The organism is Corynebacterium nasorum (assembly GCF_032821635.1).
Classification (GTDB): Bacteria; Actinomycetota; Actinomycetes; order Mycobacteriales; family Mycobacteriaceae; genus Corynebacterium; species Corynebacterium kefirresidentii.
Window position 1 is genome coordinate 14686 of record NZ_JAVBIE010000002.1, and the last position, 18574, is coordinate 33259.

General features: G+C 59.0%; 15 protein-coding genes. 11 read left to right on the forward strand and 4 right to left on the reverse strand.

Annotation, left to right across the window (positions count from 1 at the left end; genetic code table 11):
- The first annotated feature begins 41 nt into the window (after window positions 1-41).
- Both RAE07_RS01890 and RAE07_RS01895 read left to right on the forward strand, forming a co-directional pair.
- Entirely contained in the window at window positions 42-1163 is a 1122-nt protein-coding gene (locus RAE07_RS01890) for an ABC transporter ATP-binding protein (RefSeq protein WP_259824909.1), read from the forward strand.
- A gap of 225 nt (window positions 1164-1388) precedes the next feature.
- Entirely contained in the window at window positions 1389-2783 is a 1395-nt protein-coding gene (locus tag RAE07_RS01895; protein ID WP_259824910.1) for a GntP family permease, read from the forward strand.
- An 8-nt stretch (window positions 2784-2791) separates the two neighbouring features.
- Here RAE07_RS01895 and RAE07_RS01900 read toward each other — a convergent pair whose 3' ends face one another.
- The 3 genes from RAE07_RS01900 to uriT all read right to left on the reverse strand — a co-directional run bounded on the left by RAE07_RS01900 (window position 2792) and on the right by uriT (window position 6028).
- The gene (locus RAE07_RS01900; protein WP_259824911.1) at window positions 2792-3301 is read right to left on the reverse strand and encodes a gluconokinase; all 510 of its coding nucleotides are present in this window, start codon (window positions 3299-3301) and stop codon (window positions 2792-2794) included.
- Window positions 3302-3652: 351 nt separating this feature from the next.
- Window positions 3653-4594 (reverse strand): uridine-preferring nucleoside hydrolase UriH, encoded by a 942-nt coding sequence (uriH, locus tag RAE07_RS01905; RefSeq protein WP_317001214.1) that lies wholly within the window; start codon window positions 4592-4594, stop codon window positions 3653-3655.
- A 9-nt stretch (window positions 4595-4603) separates the two neighbouring features.
- On the reverse strand, window positions 4604-6028 hold the full coding sequence (uriT, locus tag RAE07_RS01910; RefSeq protein WP_259824913.1) for a uridine transporter UriT: 1425 nt from the start codon (window positions 6026-6028) through the stop codon (window positions 4604-4606).
- Window positions 6029-6094: 66 nt separating this feature from the next.
- On the opposite strand from uriT, the gene RAE07_RS01915 reads away from it, so the two are divergent.
- From RAE07_RS01915 to RAE07_RS01930, 4 genes are all read left to right on the forward strand, one after another.
- Window positions 6095-6703, forward strand: a complete 609-nt coding sequence (locus tag RAE07_RS01915; protein WP_259824914.1) for a hypothetical protein — start codon at window positions 6095-6097, stop codon at window positions 6701-6703.
- An 81-nt stretch (window positions 6704-6784) separates the two neighbouring features.
- Window positions 6785-8335 carry an alkaline phosphatase D family protein gene (locus tag RAE07_RS01920; RefSeq protein WP_259824916.1) on the forward strand — a complete coding sequence of 517 codons (1551 nt, stop codon included), beginning with the start codon at window positions 6785-6787 and terminating at the stop codon, window positions 8333-8335.
- A 21-nt stretch (window positions 8336-8356) separates the two neighbouring features.
- On the forward strand, window positions 8357-9262 hold the full coding sequence (locus RAE07_RS01925) for a polysaccharide lyase family protein (protein WP_200288127.1): 906 nt from the start codon (window positions 8357-8359) through the stop codon (window positions 9260-9262).
- 135 nt (window positions 9263-9397) lie between these two features.
- Window positions 9398-10591, forward strand: a complete 1194-nt coding sequence (locus RAE07_RS01930; RefSeq protein WP_200288128.1) for an amidase — start codon at window positions 9398-9400, stop codon at window positions 10589-10591.
- On the opposite strand, the gene RAE07_RS01935 is transcribed toward RAE07_RS01930, so the two are convergent.
- Window positions 10588-11097 (reverse strand): 2'-5' RNA ligase family protein, encoded by a 510-nt coding sequence (locus RAE07_RS01935; protein ID WP_200288129.1) that lies wholly within the window; start codon window positions 11095-11097, stop codon window positions 10588-10590. The genes RAE07_RS01930 and RAE07_RS01935 overlap by 4 nt on opposite strands.
- Before the next feature lie 103 nt (window positions 11098-11200).
- On the opposite strand from RAE07_RS01935, the gene RAE07_RS01940 reads away from it, so the two are divergent.
- The 5 genes from RAE07_RS01940 (at window position 11201) to RAE07_RS01960 (ending at window position 18542) form a co-directional block, all read left to right on the forward strand.
- Entirely contained in the window at window positions 11201-13099 is a 1899-nt protein-coding gene (locus RAE07_RS01940) for a fructose-specific PTS transporter subunit EIIC (RefSeq protein WP_200288130.1), read from the forward strand.
- Window positions 13100-13660: 561 nt separating this feature from the next.
- Window positions 13661-14224 carry a CAP domain-containing protein gene (locus RAE07_RS01945; protein WP_259824920.1) on the forward strand — a complete coding sequence of 188 codons (564 nt, stop codon included), beginning with the start codon at window positions 13661-13663 and terminating at the stop codon, window positions 14222-14224.
- 211 nt (window positions 14225-14435) lie between these two features.
- Window positions 14436-15197, forward strand: coding sequence for a LamB/YcsF family protein (locus RAE07_RS01950; protein ID WP_259824921.1), 762 nt, complete (start codon window positions 14436-14438; stop codon window positions 15195-15197).
- The gene (locus RAE07_RS01955; RefSeq protein WP_248099722.1) at window positions 15197-16771 is read left to right on the forward strand and encodes a 5-oxoprolinase subunit B/C family protein; all 1575 of its coding nucleotides are present in this window, start codon (window positions 15197-15199) and stop codon (window positions 16769-16771) included. The genes RAE07_RS01950 and RAE07_RS01955 overlap by 1 nt, the downstream gene beginning before the upstream one ends.
- Window positions 16761-18542, forward strand: coding sequence for an acetyl/propionyl/methylcrotonyl-CoA carboxylase subunit alpha (locus tag RAE07_RS01960; protein ID WP_317001215.1), 1782 nt, complete (start codon window positions 16761-16763; stop codon window positions 18540-18542). Before RAE07_RS01955 ends, RAE07_RS01960 begins: the two co-directional genes overlap by 11 nt.
- The last annotated feature ends 32 nt before the right edge of the window (window positions 18543-18574 follow it).

The following is an 18574-nucleotide window of genomic DNA, read 5'->3' on the forward strand; positions in this document are numbered from 1 at the left end:
CCAGGCGCCCTCCTCCCCTCACTACATTCTGAAAGGTAACCATGGCTACTGTCACCTTCGATGGCGCAAGCCGCATCTACTCCAAGGATGCTAAACGCCCCGCCGTTGACCGCCTCAACCTCGATATTGCTGATGGCGAATTCTTGGTCCTTGTCGGCCCCTCCGGCTGCGGTAAGTCCACCAGCCTGCGCATGCTCGCCGGCCTCGAACCCACCGACCGCGGCTCCATTCGCATCGGCGGTAAGGACGTCACCGGCGTGAGCCCCTCGGACCGCGACGTAGCCATGGTCTTTCAAAACTATGCGCTCTACCCCAATATGTCCGTAGCGCAGAATATGTCTTTCGCACTGGAAAACCGCAAGGTCCCTAAAAGCGAGATTAAGTCTCGCGTGCAAGAGGCCGCGAAAATCCTGCAGATGGAAGATCTGCTGGACCGCAAGCCCGCCAATCTTTCCGGCGGCCAGCGCCAGCGCGTGGCCATGGGACGCGCCATCGTGCGTGAGCCGGCCGTATTCTGCATGGACGAGCCCTTGTCCAACTTGGATGCCAAACTGCGCGTATCCACCCGCGCGCAGATCTCTAACCTGCAGCGCCGTCTTGGCACCACCACCGTCTACGTCACCCATGACCAGACGGAGGCGATGACCATGGGTGACCGCGTCGCAGTTCTCAACGCCGGCGTCCTACAGCAGGTGGATACCACCCGTACCATTTATGACCGCCCGCAGAACGTCTTTGTCGCCGGTTTCATTGGCTCCCCGGCGATGAATATCTACGACCTATCCCATAACTCCTCGGAGCTGCGTATCGGCTCTACCCGCATCAACTTGGCCAATTACAACTTCGATGGCGTTGAGACTGTCACCGTGGGCATCCGCCCTGAAGACTGGCAGTTAAGCGATACCGGCAACGGTGGGGCAAAGTTTACTGTCGCGCATATCGAGGAACTGGGTAACCAGACCTACGTTTATGGCGACCTTAACGGCGCCGCGGGCAGCCGCTCCGCCGATGGCATCCTTAAGTCCTCTACCCGCATGGGCGGTCAGACAGGAATCCTAGTCAATGCCCGCAGCCGCTATGCGGTGGGCGATACTTTCTATGTTTCTCCCAGCCCAGACCATGTGCATCTGTTCAGCACCACCACTGGTGAACGTCTAAACTAAATGCCGCCGTCAGTTAAAATCCGTTTTCCTGCCACGTAAACCCGCAGGATGCAGTATCCAACACTAAACCCTGGGGCCAGTTCATTGGCTCCCAGGGAATTTTTATATGCCAACCCCAGCAGGGGTGTCGGGTTGGTCGCATTTAGGGGAAGGGGGCGTCGGTAAGCAGAGCTGCTGCTAACGTTGCTGTTATTCAAAGGTTTGCATTAGAAAAGGAGTCCGCCCATGGATACGTGGGAACCCACCCTGTCGACCGGCCCGCTGCTGGGCATTGCGGTGGCCGCCATCGCCGTAATTTTGGTGTTGGTCATCTATTTCAAGCTTCACGCCTTCCTCACACTATTGGTGGTCTCGGCACTCACGGCGCTGGCTGCGGGCATTCCCCTCGACGGAATCGTGCCCACCATGACAGAGAGCTTTAGCTCCACCCTAGGTTCGGTGGCACTGCTCGTAGGCTTGGGCGCCATGATCGGCCGACTGGTGGAGGCTTCCGGTGGCGCTAAATCGCTTGCCGACGCCATGGTCCGCCGCTTCGGCGAATCCAAAGCACCCCTTGCGCTCGGCCTCGCTTCACTCATTATGGGCTTTCCCATTTTCTTCGATGCCGGCCTGATTGTGATGCTGCCAGTCATCTTCGCCGTCGCTCGCCGCTTGAATGGCCCTGTCCTTGCCTTCGGTCTGCCGGCAGCTGGCGCATTCTCCGTTATGCACGTCTACCTGCCGCCGCACCCGGGCCCTGTTGCAGCCAGCGAATTCTACGGCGCCGATATGGGTCTCGTTCTTTTAGTCGGCCTCATCCTTGCCCTGCCCACCTGGTATATCTCCGGCTACCGCTTTGGCCTGCTCTCCGGTAAGAAATTCCCCATCAAGGTAACCGATGCCATCGCCGGTCCCCTCCTCGCGGAGGACGAGCAACCTCACAAACCCGCCTCTGCCGCCACGGTAATCTCCATCCTGCTTATCCCCATGGTGCTCATCTTCTTTAACACCGGTCTCAATGCTTTGGCGTCCTACGGCACCATCGACGCCGACGCCGCGTGGGGACGGTTCTTTGTCATGCTGGGCCAGACCCCCATTGCCCTGCTGATTACCGTCCTCGTCGCGCTCGTGGTCTTGGGCCTGCGCCGTGGCGTAGAAAAGACCGCGTTGGAAAAGCTTGTCGATTCCTCCCTCGGCCCCATCTGCTCGGTCGTGCTTATCACCGGTGCCGGCGGTATGTTCGGTGGCGTGTTGCGTACCTCCGGGATTGGCGATGCGCTTGCTGATTCCCTTTCCGGCCTCGGCATCCCCGTCATCCTGGCGTGCTACCTCATCGCCGTGGCACTGCGCCTGGCCCAGGGCTCGGCGACCGTTGCGCTAACTACGGCCGCCGCCCTCATGGTCCCAGCCGTGGAAGCTGGTGGCTTCAACGAACTACAGCTCGCTCTTATCGTTGTTGCAACCGCTGCCGGTTCCGTCTTTGGCTCCCATGTCAATGACTCCGGATTCTGGCTCGTCGGCCGCCTCATGGGCATGGACACCATGACCACGCTTAAGACCTGGACTGTCAACCAGGTGCTCATCTCTGTTATCGGCTTCGCCCTAGTACTGGTCATGTACGGCGCCGCAGCTGCTTTCTAGCGCCGACTTTAAGCTCCCGTCTTAATCCATGCTGCGGCATCGCCCGCAATTTCCGACGCCGGCCGTGTCACATCAAAGACCCGGCCGGTTTCGTCATCTTCCAGCGGCTCCAAGGTATCGAATTGCGATTGCAAAAGCGATGCCGGCATGAAATGCCCCGGCCGATGCTGCATGCGTTCATACAGCACATCAAAATCCCCGTGCACGTGGACAAACACCACGCCCGGGCAATACTCGCGAATCAGATCCCGGTATTTCCGCTTCAACGCACTACACCCCACCATCGCACCATCCGGCCTATCCGCCAACCACTGACCAATCTGCTTCAGCCACGGTTCCCGGTCCGCATCATCGAGCGGTATCCCCGCCGCCATCTTGTCGATATTGGCCTGCGGGTGCATATCATCGCCATCGCGATACTCCAGCCCAACCAGCGGCGAGAGCGCCTCCCCCACCGTTGTCTTGCCCGAGCCTGATACTCCCATGACAACGACGTGGCGGAAAGCGTGCTGCTTCATGGTGGCTCCTAGGGTTGGGGTTTTACCTTCGAGTTTAGGCTGAACCCCAGCGCTGACCTATTTTGCGCCGTTCTCATCCCTGGCACAACCGGTGCGATCTGTGTCATTGCGACCAAGGCCTAGATGTTTGGACGAAGCACATCAAGGTAACCACGAATCTCGGCAGAAATAACTTCCACCAGAAAATTAAGGATGGCTCAATAGCTGAATTGGTTCAGCGACTACATGATTTCGCATAAATCATCCGTTGGGAGCCTCTGCCAAGGAAAGCAGCCACGCTATGCCCCCCAATTGAGGGTTAAGGGGCGATAACGTGGCTGAAAGTTGGCTGGCTCGCGGGGTGAAGGTGGCCTAGGCGAGGTTTTTGAGGGCGTCGGTAACCAGCCGCCAGAAGCCGGCGTGGTCGAGGGTGGTGGCGACTTGGGTGTGGCAGGAGGCGTCGGCAGGCTCGCGGAGATCGGTGACGGTCATGCCAGTGGTAAGGGCGCCGGCAAGCTCGACGTGGACAGGTGCCTTGCGGGTCTGGACGATATCCGGATCGATGAGATAGGCGATAGTGCACGGATCATGGACCGGTGGGTTATCAAAGCCTTGGTTGGCCTGGTAAGCCTTGCGGAAGAAGCCGAAAAGGCCGACGACGAACTCCGAGACTGGGGTCTCCAAAGCCTTGATTTCGGCTTCCACCTCCGGGGTGGCCAGTGCTTGGTGCGTGAGGTCGAGGCCCACCATGGTCACAGGCCAAGGCTCTTCAAAGACGATGTGGGCGGCCTCGGGGTCGATCTTGATATTGAACTCGGCGACTGGGGACCAATTGCCCTCGTGGTAGCCGCCGCCCATGAGGACTACTTCCTTGACGCGCTCGACTATGCGCGGCTCCTTGCGCGCGGCCATCGCGATATTGGTGAGCGGACCAGTGGGCACCAGGGTGATGGTGTCGGGCTCATGGGACATGATGGTGTCGATGATGAAGTCGATGGCGTGGGCGTCGGCAAGCGCGGCGCTTGGCTCCGGAAGTTGGACACCTTCCACGTCCATGCCGGTGGAGCCGTGGATGGCCTCGGCAACCTCGACGGGGCGCACGAGTGGGCGGTCGCAGCCGGCATAAACGGGAATCTCCGGGTGACCAGCGATTTCCTTGACCACCAGGGCATTATGGGAGACCTTATCCAAGGTCTGGTTGCCGCCCACGGTGGTAATTCCCAGCAGCTCGATGGTGGGGTTGCCCATGGCTAGAAGCAGGGCCACCGCGTCATCGTGGCCGGGGTCGCAGTCCAGAATGATTTTTCGCGTCATGCCACGAGCCTACTTTCGGGCGTTGACGGCCGCCACGGTGTCACCGATGGACTCCGGTCGTGGAATGCGGAAGGACAAAGCTAGGGCTGCAAGCAGAATGATGACGCCGGCAATCATGCCCGCGCGGTAACCATGCTCGAAAGACCCGGAAACCGCGAACAGCACTGCAAAGGACAGGCCCGCGCCCAGGTTGAAGGCGCCGGCGTTCATACCGGGCAGATAGCCCTGGTTATCGGCCGGCGAGAGCACAATTCCTAAGCCATTGAGCATGATATTGGCAATGCCCGCGTAGGTCACGCCCAGGAAAATAGAGACGAGAAGCAGGGCCCACGCGTTCGGAGCACCCACTACGAAAATAGAGATAATCAGGCCGACGACGGTGCCTACGAGGCCGGTTTGCAGGACGTACTTATAGCCCAACTTGGAGGCCATCCAGCCGGCAATCGGGCCGAAGACTAAGCCGGCGAGGGCGTACGGGGTAAGTGTGACCCAAGAAATGGTGCTGGCAGAAATTCCGGCGCCGGCGTCTGCATCCTGGCCAAGGTTAGGGATAAGGCCATTCATCACGGCAAAGACACCGGTCATGGTGAGCAGCGTGGTAGAAAGCAGTGCCCACGTGCGGCGTTGTTTGAGGTAGGCCACCGGTACGAGCGGATCGGCGACCTTCTTCTCCACATTCCAGAAGGCCCAGAAGCCGGCGGCACCGATGAGGAGAAGGATGATGACGAGGAACCAATTGGCCTCAGCAAGCTTGCCGGCTTCGTTGAACGCAGTGAGAACGCAACCCAGCGCCACCGCCAGAGGTAGAACTCCTGCCCAATCCATGCGCGGGGTTTCGGCGGCCGTGGACTCCTTGGTAAATACCTGCACCGCTACTACTGCAATGGCGCACAGAACTGCCATGGTCCAAAAGACCGAGCGGTAGCCAAAGTTGCCTGCCAGCCAGCCGCCGGCCAGCGCATCCACGCCGGCAATACCACCGTTTACCGAGGTCACAATTCCCAGCAACAGGGCGTACTGCTGTTCATTGAGTACCTGCTGGCGCAGCATAATCAGGCACAGTGGGACCGTAGGACCTGCCACGCCTTGAATGATGCGGCCAATAAGCAACACAGCGACGTTCGGCGCAATAGCTGATACCACGCACCCCAGCGCAGCTACCGCCATCATGCCAACGAGGATCTTCCTGCGTCCGATGAGGTCACCCCAGCGCGGCAGAAACAACGAAAATAGTGCCGCGGCCGTAAAGAATGCCGTTTGTGTCAGGCCGATCTGCGCGGTGGTGGCGCCTAGCTCGTCTTCCATCGTCGCCAAGGCTGGCGAAAGCATCGATGCATTGAGCTGGAAGGCAAACACCGCCGTAAGCAGTGCGAACATCAACGGGATATAGGAGCTGGGCTGGAGCTTTGGGGGCTCGGAGGTGATGGAAGTCATGGCTTTAAATGTAGTTGATGAATCCTGCGCTCCAGATATTTTCTCATTGTCTACTATCCATAGATTATGAAAACTCTCTCCTACTTCGTCGCTTTCATAACGGTGATGCTTTCTTTGGCTTCCTGTTCCTCTCCGGATTCGCAGCCGGCAGGAGCAACCGCAACTAGTTCCTCCAGCACGGCCAATAGTTCAACTATCAACTCTAGTTCCACAAGCTCTGCGCCCGAGCCGTCCTCTTCGGAGCCGCAACCGACAGCGGAAGCTGAGCCTTCGCTTGCCGACGCTCCCCTAGCGAACACCACCGAATCCACCTCAGAACCCACCCTGACCGAGTGCGTTTATGGCGGCGGTAGTTGGACCACCAACGGTTTGTACAGCGATGGAACTATCCGCTGGGCGCAAGAATGCCAAAACCTCCGCGACGAGCAAATGGCAAAATACCCCTACCGGTGCCCACAAACAGATCATTACGTCTCCGATCCGTCTCAGTGCTCCTCCCCGGTAGGCAACGGGACTGGCGGCTCAGATTCGGATTATGATCCCAGCATCCCGGCTTATATGACACGTTCCGCTGAGGTTGAGCAGATGCGCGCTGAAAACCAGAAGTGGTGGTTTAACTGCCAGGCAGAACATTCGGCTGAGTACTGCCGCGAGAACGATCCTTGGAGTCCATAGATTTCATGCTGATTTAACCAGCGATTCACCACGGCTACTTAGGCTCGAAAAGTTCCTTTTAAACCTTTTGTGGAGCTTTGTATGCCTTATTCAAATAGTCGTTCTTCTTTCAATCGTCGCAACTTCCTGCAGATTGCAGGCGTGTCGGCCGTGGCGGTGGCTGCGGGTATTAGTGCACCGGCAAAGGCGGGTGCGCAGTCGAGCCTGAGCTCATGGGGATCGTCACGAGGTGGTGATCTGCCGCAGGATTCGGAGCTTTTTGGCCTAGGCGTAGCGGCGGGTACGCCGCGGCACGATTCGATGATCTTGTGGACCCGCCTAGCCCCAGAACCGCTGGCCGAGGATGGTCACGGCGGCATGACCGGTGGCGATGTCCGCGTGGGTTGGGAAGTTGCGAAGGATGAGGGGTTTGGGGACGTCGTCAAGCAGGGCGAGGCCTTAGCCCAACGCGAGCTGGCACACTCGGTACATCCGCAGGTCACTGGACTGGAGCCGGCAACTGAGTATTTTTATCGCTTCCGCGTGGATGGCAAGGTAAGCCCAGTAGGTCGGTTTAAAACTCTGCCCGCACCCGGCGCGAAGGTGGATGATTTCACCTTCACCGTAGCTTCGTGTCAAGCGTGGTATCACGGCTATTTCACCCCGTGGAAGCATATTGCGCAGGAGCCGGATCTGGATATGACCATTTTCGTGGGCGACTATATCTACGAATACGGCATTGTGGAAGGAGATAATTTGTGGCGCCAGGGCGCAAGCGTGCCCGATGTTTTCAAGGCAAAGGTGGAGACTCTGGAGCAATATCGCCTGCGCTACTCGCTCTTCAAATCTGATGAGCACCTGCAGGCCGCGCATGCGCGCGCCGCGATGGCGATTGTGTGGGATGACCATGAAGTAGAAAATAACTACGCCGGCAATTGGTCCGAGATTGGCACCAAGGCCGAGCACTTCCTCTACCAGCGCGCAGCTGCCTACCGTGCCTTTTATGAGAATCTTCCGGTCGCCCCGCCCGCGCTTCCCGAAGGCCCCAATAACCGCATTTATGATTCCTTCGACGTGGGCAGGCTAATGCGTTTCAACCTGGTCGATACCCGCCAATACCGCGAGGAATCCGCGGAGGATGCCAGCATCTTGGGCGCGGAACAGGAGCAGTGGCTCAACGATAAGCTCGCCACCTCCCCGGCACAGTGGAACGTGGTGGTCAATAGCGTGGTCGTCGTACCAATCGCCGATAGCACCGACCAATGGGACGGCTTCCCAACAGCGCGCCGCCGCCTTATCGAGTCCCTATCTAAGGTAAGCGATCCCGTTGTCTTTACCGGCGATATTCACCAACACTGCGCTGCCGAGATTCAATCCGAATCGGGCCAGCCCGTCGGCGTGGAATTGGTCGCCACCTCCATTGCTTCCGATGGCGATGGCTTTGCCGGTTCCAAGAGCACCGAGTGGTTGGAAAAGCCATATGTGAAGGCCATGGATAAGCGCCGTGGCTACATCAAAGTGCACGCTACCCGCGAGCACCTCGATTCCGAATTCGTCGTCGTGCCCTGGATTGAGCGCGATGATACCGCCCCGCGCGAGACTGCTTTCTCCTTCCGTACCAATGCCGGCGAGCACACGCTGCGCTCCCTCTAAACCCCGAAAGGACAATTCATCATGGGACTTTTTAGCTCGCTTTCCTCTTCTTCCTCTCGCCACGGTTCTTCCCGCAAACATTCCTCTGACCAAGGGTCCTCTACCCCAGCTCCTACCGCGAGTGCTGCTCCACCGGCCGTAGCTAACATTCAGGCAGAACCGCAGCTCATGGAAAATTACGTCACTTGGGAGCCTGTTTCCTGGGACGTCGTCTTGGATCACTACCGTGTCATCGGCACCGATCCCAATGGTGTAGACGTGCTGTTGGGCAAGACCATCTTCCCCTTTTTCCACCACTCCCGGCGCGACGTCGCCGGTGAAAAGTGGTCCTACTACGTCAAGGTAGTAGATGCTTCCGGTACCGAGTCCGCTCCTTCTGGCAAGGCAACGTCTACCTCCCTGCCTTCGGTTACTGCTGGCCAAGCGCTAGCCACGATTGGTTCCTTTGATCGAAAAGGCACAGAGTTCCAGTACTCGCCAAAGGACTACAAGAAGATCGTCACTGCGCACCCAGACCAGACGATCACCGTTGGACCGGATGCTACGCCTGCCGACGTCCCTTATCTCCTCCCCGGTCCCGGCGATAAATGGGCCGGCAGCAAATCCTACACGCTGAAGTGGACGGTGAAATTGGATAAGCCTGCCTCAAAGGCGGCACTGGCACTGTGGCTCATTGATACCACCAAGCTCGGCGGTGTTCTCGACGTCACGATTAATGACTTTCATAAACAAATAGAGCTCCCGCAAGGCGCAACGCAAGGTTCGCGCCAAGGCGATGCCAGCGGGGAACCGACCCCGCTGCGACCGGCAGCAATCGAGTTTGCTCTCGCCGAAGATACCCTGAAGGAAGGAGAGAACCAGCTCGTCTTCACCCTCCGCGAAGGAGGCTGGCTGGTATGGGATGCACTGGGGATTTTTGCTGGGTAACACCATGCAAGCGGTGCTTTGCCTAGAAACGGGAGATTGTTCACCGATTCCTGATGTACGGTAGTAACATCTGCATTCTTCTAATACATAGTAAACAGCAGAGGACGCCGACGTTGAAAGGACTTAGCTTCCGTTATGGCTACACTTTCTGATCGCCTGCACCGAGCCCAGCAGGATTTTAACGCGGTGATTACCGTCATCCCGTTTGATGAGCACGCGGTGGATGAATCACCCACGCTCATGGGGCAACCGGTGGCGTTCAAGGACATCGTGGATGTGGCATGCGTAGCTACTACCTGCGGCACCAAGGTCAAAGTTGGGCGCGCACCGGTTAAGGATGCACCAGTGGTGCAGCGTTTGACGGCGAAGGGTGCGCTGCCGGTAGCGAAGGCGAACCTGCAGGAGTTTTCCTATGGCATTTTGGGCGATGCCTCGGCCTACGGTCGCGTTATCAACCCACGCGATCCCGAAATCTGCGGCGGCGGTTCGAGCTCTGGTTCTGCCGCTTTGGTGGCTTGCGGCGCGCTGCAGCTTACGGTGGGCTCTGATAGCGCCGGCTCGGTGCGAGTGCCTGCTGCTTGCCAGGGCGTGCTGGGGTTCAAACCCACCTTCGGGCTCATTCCAGTAGAAGGTGTCTTCCCCTTCGCCCCGAGCTTTGATTGCATTGGATTCTTTGCCAGCTCAATTGACCTCATTGAGCAGGCCTTTATTGCTACCGCAGATGAGAAACCGGCCGCGGCGCAGGATGTTTCTGCTCTTGATGTCACGGCACTCAAGGCCAAGGGAGAGCGCTTCGCAGATCTTTTGGCGGCGCTAGAGCACTCGGACTTTAAGCTCGCCGAGGGAGTGGACTTGGAAGACACCATCGCCGCCACGGCCGAGCTCTACGAGCCGATGCGCTTGAAAGAGGTCTATGATGTCCACCGGCCGTTGCTGGACCAGCGCGAAAGGTACCAGGATGTCATTTTGCAGCGAGTGCTGGGCGGAGAAAATATCAGCCAAGAAGATTATGACGCGGCCGCACAGGGCGTGAAAGAGCTGCGCGAAAAGGCTCTTGCCCTGCTTGGCGATGCCCCCATTATTCTTACCCCTACCCTCGATTCCGGCCCCCTCAAGTGGTCCGATATCACCCCGGAGAATACCGCGGAATCGGCCGCGAGCCTGCGACGCTGGACCGAGCCTTTCAATGTGCTTGGATGGCCGGCGATTACGGTGCCGCTGCGCGGCGAAGAGGAAAAAGGCGTGGGTGATGCGGTGCAGGTCGTCGGCAAGCCGGGCGAGGACCTGACCGTGCTGCGCGTTGCCCGTGCTCTACAAGCCCTGCTCTAGGCCTCGGCCAGTACTGTCTTTTCCTGCGTGCGCGGCCGCCAATAGGCGGCTTCTACAGCGCTAAGCTCCTTGAAATGCGCTGAGGTGAGCTCATCCATTGCGTGGATATAGCCAGGAACCTCCTCGCGCGGCAGGCGCAATCCCATGGTCAGATGCGGGGTCCACCGCGGCCCGCGGCCGTCCGGATTGGCGGCACTGATTTTTCGCGCGGCAATTTCTAGCTCGTCGGTCGTTTCTAGTAGCCAAGCCACCGTCTGCTTGCGCTTGGTGCCGAAAATGACGTTTCCTACCCGCCGGAAATCTGCCGGTATGACAGGCGGCAGCAGCTGCGCCGCTAAATCCACGACCTCTGGCTGCATGTGCGGTGAAAAGGTCACAGTAATGTGCGGGCGTTGATGTTGGACGGGAAAGCCGCGCTGGGCAAGGCCGGCAAAGATTTCGCGTACTTGGTCTTCCTGCTTTTGCGGCAGGTAGAGCAAGATATTATCCGGCGATGCTTTACTCACGGCGTGGCGTCCTTTTCTGCGGTCGGGTGCTTCCAGCGTACCGGCGCATTAGATGACAATCCCCTATTGTGCCAACGCAAACGTTTGCCGTTTAATAAGACTCATGAGCACTTCAGAATCATCGCCCCTCATCCTCGCCATCACGGCGTGTCCGACGGGCATCGCGCATACCTATATGGCGGCCGAGAACCTTGAGGCCGCAGCCCAAGAACTGGGCTACCGCATCAAGATTGAAACTCACGGTTCTATCGGCGTCGAAGGAACCTTTAGCAAGCAAGATATCGAAGACGCCGATGCCATTGTCATTGGTGCCGATACTGTAATTTCCAAAGACCGCTTCCATGGCAAACGCCTCGAGGCCACCGGCGTGGACGAGGCCATCAAACACCCAAAGGAACTATTAAGCAGGTCCTTAAGTGCTGCGCGCTGGGAAGGCTCCGCAGACAACAAGGAAGAAGAAGCGCCCCGCAAAAAGAGTATTGGCCAGACCTTGTACAAAGCGCTGATGAACGGCGTCTCGCACATGATCCCGTTCGTGGTTACCGGCGGTTTGCTCATTGCGGTAGCCCTCTCTATCGGTGGCACCCCAACGCCTGAGGGCATGGCGATTCCAGAAGATAGCTTCTGGAACACGGTCAATGAACTCGGCTCTCTGGCGTTTTCACTGATGGTTCCAGTTCTCTCCGGTTACATCGCTGTGGGCATCGCGGACCGACCGGGCCTTGCGCCTGGCCTAATCACTGGCCTCATCGCCACCACCGGATCACTATATGGGTCTGAAACGGGTGCCGGCTTCTTGGGCGGCATTGTCACCGGTATCTTGTCGGGTTATGTGGCCCTGGCCATTAAGAAGATTCCAGTGCACAAATTCATTGCACCGATCTGGCCCATCATTGTCATCCCGATTTTCACCACCCTCATCGTGGGGCTTATCTTTATCTTGCTCATTGGCGCACCGGTCTCGGCTGCGTTCGAAACAATGACTGAGTACCTCGCCGGCATGCAGGGATCCTCCGTCATCGTGTTGGGCCTCATCCTTGGCGCCATGATTGCCTTCGACATGGGTGGTCCCTTCAATAAGACAGCCTTCCTCTTTGGCGGCGGCATGATCGCGGCTGGCAACGCGGCGCCGATGGGCATGGCGGCCTGCGCCATTGCTGTGCCACCTCTTGCCGTGGGCGTAGCGACGCTTCTGCGTCGCCGCTGGTTTAACAAAGCGGAAAATGATGCCGGCATCGCGGCATTGTTCATGGGATTCTTCGGCATTACTGAGGGCGCTATTCCGCTCGCTGCCGCACGCCCATTGCAAGTTATTCCCGCCAATGTTGCTGGTGGTGCCGTAGCCGGTGCACTTGCCGGAGCATTTGGCGCGCAAGACCACGTAATGCACGGCGGGCCAATCGTCGCGGTGCTCGGCGCCGTAGACAATGTCGTAGGTTTCTTTATCGCCATGCTCGCCGGCATCGCGGTCTGCGCGGGCCTTATCCTTCTGCTAGTGGGGTTGACGCAGCGCAAGGATAAACCGCTGGTAGCCGTGGACACGATCAGTCTGGATAAGGACTTGGGCTCTTCCAGCGAAGAGGTCATTCGTTCCCTAGTGAAGCTCACCTCTCCGCGAATGTCCGATGCGGAAGCGGTCGCTAGCGCCGCATTGCAGCGCGAATCTACCCGTTCCACCGGTGTGGGACACGGCGTAGCCATTCCTCACGCGCGGTCTGCCGGGGTAAAGGTACCCACCCTTGCCTTCGCCCGCCTACCCCAAGGTGTCACGTGGGCCGAGGGCGAGGACCCAACCACCCTCGCCTTCCTTATCGCCGTTCCCGACGATGCCGGAAAGCAGCATCTCAAGCTATTATCCAAGCTCGCACGCAACATCATGAAGGAAGACTTCCGCGCCCAACTCCACGGAGCACGGAACCGGAAGGAAGCCGCCGACATCATTTCCTCGGCCCTTTCGCCCGCCCCCTCTACTAACAAGGCGGCCGCGACCAGCCAGGCTTAAAAAGCCTTACTTTTGCGAGCGCTCAGCGATTTCTCCGCTGAGCGCTCTTTTTATGCCTAAACAGCGCGAAGATACCGCGATTCTGCTGCCCCCTACGGACGGGGCAATGCGCCTAAAAGGCTCCGGCGAGACTATGTGCCGACATGGTGGAATCTCATAACTCTTATGACAACCAGAAACCACAAGGTTCTTCATAGGCTCTAGCAAGAAACCGGCCAGTTTCGCCGGTGGCTGGCTTAAAACTAGGCCCATATACCTTAAATCAACCTCATTTCTCCGGGAACCTGAGATATGGATTGGAAATTACCCCCGTGGGGCGAGGCGTTCAACGCCGTCACTGAGGGAATTTAGGGGTTTCCTAGCTCAAATCGAGAAATAACTAAGAAGTAATTAGTTTTCCGGCAAATCACCTTTAGGAATCCTAATAATTGCTGGTCAGCTGGCTTTTACCCCGTGGTAATTGATTAAATTTTAAGTGAGGAGGAACGGAAATTCGCCGTGAACACCCCGCGATTCCCACCCTTGTGATACCCGCTAGGTTCCAGCAGAAAGGCACCGCTTATGTTTACCCCCAAAGTTCACTTCTCTGCCAAGAAATTCGTCGCTCCTGCGCTTGCAGCAGCCGTCGCCCTCAGCGTTGGCGTAGCTCCTGCAGAGGCATCGAGCTCCTTGAGCAGCTTCGGTGGCGTGAACCTTCCGGTACCTTCCGCCAATCTGCCCGTTGCTCCGGCTGCCGCTGCAAAACCGGTCGCTCCAGCTTCCAGCCGCGTCCAGAACATCATCAACTACACCAACGACTACCGCAAGGCACACGGCTTGCGTCCGGTTCGCGCCAATGGTGCGCTCAATGGCCTGGCTCAGGATTGGGCCAATCAGCTGGTTCGCGCCGATAAGCTCAGCCACCGCCCGCAGCACTGGAATTACTACCCGGCCAATATCCCGGCCGGCGGTGAAAACGTGCTGCAGGCATGGGGCGACTACTCCGATGCGCTGCTAGTAAAGCTCTGGTACGAGTCCCCGGGCCACCGCAAGATCATGCTGGACCCACGTGCCAAGACCATCGGCGTTGGCGTTGCCATCAACGCTGAAGGCAAGCTCTACGCCGTCCAGAACTACGGACGCTAAAGATTTATAAAGCTAGAGCCTAGGGACTCTTGGACTCTAGCGAGCTATGCCGCCCCGTCTCGGTTCCCTTCTCCGAGACGGGGCGGTTTCCCGTATACGGGTGGGGGTGTACACGCGGGTAACGCAAACGTAATCAGCTTCACAAATGGCAGTGTCGAGGGTTACACTTAAGCCCATTCGAATTGTTCAACAATCTTAAGGACGGTGTTGAATGTCCGCGCTCCATATCGATCTTAATGCGGATTTGGGAGAGACCACTGCAGGCAACCCAGTCGCAGATGACGCGGCGATGCTGGAGATGGTGTCCTCAGCAAACGTGGCCACCGGGTTCCATGCGGGTGACCCACACTCTATTGCCGGCACGCTTAAGGCAGCCGCAGAGGCCGGCGTGACCGTAGGCGCGCACGTGGGTTATAACGACGCCGCAGGCTTCGGTCGCCGCTTTATTGATTACAACCCGAACGAACTCGCCAATGAGGTGACTTACCAAATCGGCGCACTTGATGCTTTAGCGCGCGCTAATGGCACCACGGTCTCTTATGTGAAGCCGCACGGCGCAATGTATAACGCGATCGTGAAGGATAAGGCGCAGGCAGAGGGCGTCATCAAGGGCATTAAGGCCTTTGGTGACTTGCCGGTAATGTTGCTACCTGGGGGCGTAGCAGTGGACGTCGCCAAGCAGAGCGGGCTCACCGTTATCCGTGAGGCTTTTGCGGACCGCAATTACAACCCCGATGGCACGCTCGTCTCACGCAAGGAAGCCAATGCGGTGCTGGGTAGCGCCGATGAGGTGGTACAGCGAGTGCTCGAGGTAGCACAAACCGGTTCGATTACCGCCGTGGATGGCACGAAGCTCGAGGTAGATGCGCAATCCGTATGTACCCACGGTGATTCCTCCGGCGCGGTGAAGCTGCTACGCGGCGTAGTGGAGCGCTTGCGGGCTGAGGGTATCGAGATTCGGAGCTTCATCTAATGAACATTAATTTTGTGGGCACTCGCGCATTGCTCATTGACTTGGAGGGATTAAACCAAGTCATGGACTGGCATGCTGCGCTGTCTGCCAAGCCTTTGAAGAATCAGGTGGACTGCATCGCGGCCGCCACTACCCTGCTGCTGACCTTTGAGGCACCCGATTCGGCGCGCGATGCGGCGGAATTTTTGCAACACTTTTCCCCTGCCACAGCCGCGACCGCAGAGGCGCGCACGGTAGAAATCGATGTGCTCTATGACGGAGAGGATGTCGATGAGGCCGCAGACCTACTTGGCCTCTCGCGCGAGGCACTCATCAACTGGCATACCTCCACCGAGTGGACTGCCGCCTTCGGCGGCTTTGCCCCAGGGTTTACGTACTGCGCGCCTTCGGATCCGTCCTTGGCCCGCGCCGTGCCACGCCGCTCCAACCCCCGTACCGCAGTACCGGCCGGTGCCGTAGGCATTGCAGGCGAGTTTTCCGCGGTTTACCCACGCGTCTCCCCAGGTGGCTGGCAGCTGCTGGGCACCACCAATACGCCAATGTGGGATTCCAATGCCAACCCACCAGCCTTGGTGCAGCCGGGCGACCGCGTGCGCTACCGCAGCGTGGAGAAGCTACCGGAGCTAGTCGATCACTCTGCGCGCTCTAAACGCGCTCCTGCCCGCCTGCCGCGCATGGAGGTAATCGATGCCGGCCTACTCACTCTCTACCAAGACTTGGGGCGCCCAGGCGTGGGCGACCTCGGCGTGACCCCATCGGGTGCCGCGGACCGCGCCGCCGCCGCGACCGCCAATGTGGCCGTGGGCAACCCGCGCGGAGCAACCGTGCTGGAAAATATTGGCGGCATCAAGCTCCACGCGCTTACCGATACCGTCATTTGCGTCACCGGCGCGACCGCCCGTGTGCGCCTCGGTGAGATGCCGGTTCACCTCGCCCGCCCCGTGCTGGTCACGGCCGGGCAAACCGTCACGGTGGATCCCGCAACGGTAGGCATGCGCAATTACGTGGCTATCCGCGGCGGCATCATCGCCGAATCCGAGCTTGGCTCCGCAGCCACCGACGTCCTGTCGGGCCTCGGCCCAGACCCAGTGACCACCGGCGATGTCATCGGCGTGCTGCCTCGCTCTACCGGCATGACCGATGCCCAGCTTTCTAACCCATTGCGGGTGCGTGAAAGCTCCGATGGCAAGACCCGCGCTACCTTGCGCTGCGTGCTCGGTCCCCGCGATGACTGGTTTGGCGATAATGTCTCCGCCTTCCTCGCAGCCGAATGGACCGTTACCTCGGATTCCAACCGCGTGGGCCTGCGCCTCGATGGCGATGAGCCGATTGAGCGCGTTAAAGACGGCGAACTTCCGTCCGAGGGCATGGTCGCCGGATCCATCCAAATCCCGCCCAATGGCAAACCCGTAGTCTTCCTGCGCGATCACGCTGTGACCGGCGGTTACCCCGTCATCGCCACCGTTTTGGAAGAAGATATTGATATTGCCGCGCAGCTGCCGCCCGGCGCACGCGTGAACTTTGAACTCGTAGCACCTCAAGCCTTGAACACTGGAGATAAAAATGCAGATTAAAACCGTCCTCATCGCTAACCGCGGCGAAATTGCCGTGCGTATCGCCCGCGTCGCCCGCGACCTAGGCATTAAGTCCATCGCCATTTACTCCGAAGCAGATGCGGGTGCTTTGCATACCCAGGTAGCAGATGAAGCTTATGCGCTGCCGGGCAATACGGCTGCCGATACCTACATGAACGTACCCGCGCTGCTTGATATCGCGGTGCGTGCCGGTGCAGATGCTATTCACCCAGGCTATGGCTTTTTGTCCGAAAACGCCGACTTTGCCCGCACGGTGACTGAAGCCGGAATGATTTGGATTGGCCCTTCGCCCGAGCATATTGAGTTACTCGGTGACAAGATTGCTGCCCGCCGCGTGGCCGAAGAGGTCGGCGCACCACTGGCACCTGGTACTTCTGATCCCATCGATGATTGGCAAGAAGCCCGCACCTTTGCCGAAGAGCACGGTCTGCCCATTGCCATCAAGGCCGCTTATGGCGGCGGCGGACGCGGCTTGAAGGTCGTAGACAATATGGAAGAAATCGAGGGCGCGTTCAACTCCGCTGGCCGCGAGGCCATGGAGGCTTTCGGCCGCGCGGAGTGCTACGTAGAAAAGTTCCTCACCCACCCGCGCCACGTCGAGGCCCAGGTAGTGGCCGATACGCACGGCAATGTGCGCGTGCTCGGCACCCGCGATTGCTCCACCCAGCGCCGCTTCCAAAAACTCGTTGAGGAAGCCCCAGCACCCGCGCTTTCCGACGCCCAACGCAACGGCATCATCGAAGGCGCCCGCTCCATTTGCGCCAAGGTGGGCTATGTCGGTGCCGGCACTGTCGAGTACATCGTCTCCGAAGACGGCACCATATCCTTCCTCGAGGTCAATACCCGTGTGCAGGTCGAGCACCCCGTTACCGAGGCGGTCACCGGTACCGATATCATCGCTGAGCAATTCCGCATCGCGGCCGGCGAGCCGCTGTCCTTCGATGAGGATCCACAATCCCACGGCCATGCTTTTGAGTTCCGCATCAACGCCGAAGACATCCTCAATGGCTTCGCTCCGTGCCCTGGCACCATTGTCTCCTTCGAGCCGCCGACCGGCCCGGGCATCCGCGTTGATTCCGCGGTACGCTCTGGCTCCATCATCCCGCCCTACTATGATTCGCTGATTGCCAAGCTGGTGGTATGGGGCCCGACCCGCGAGATCGCCTTGGCCCGCGCCCGCTTTGCCCTGCGCGAATTCACCGTCACCGGCGTGCGCACCGTGCTGCCGTTCCACCGCGACATGATGGATGAGCCCGCGCTCATCGGTACCGCTGCTCCGGCAGAGGATGCCGCTGCCGCGGGGGCTTCCGAGATTGGTGTCTTTACTGACTGGGTTGACCACAACTACCGCCCATCTGCCGCCAACCAGGTGGAAAAGGTCGAAGCCATCTACACCCAGCGTCGCAATGTTGCCGTGGAGATCGATGGCAAGCTGGTCAACGTTGGCGTTCCAGTAGATTTCCTTGCCGCACCGGGCGCCGCCTCGGCCGGCGGCTCTGCATCCACGGCACCATCTTCGGCTGGTGCGCAGTCCACCGATGACAACGCAGTCACCTCCCCATTCGAGGCCAACCTTGTGGCGTGGAACGTCGCGGACGGCGATACCGTAGCCGAAGGCGATGGCATCGCCACCGTAGAGGCCATGAAGATGGAATCTGCTATTAAGGCGCCGCGCGGCGGCACCATCAAGCTCTTGGCTGCTGAGGGAGACCGTCTGGATTCCTCGAAGGTTATTGCGACCATCGATTAATGCTCGTGTAGGGTTGTACACCTCATATTCAA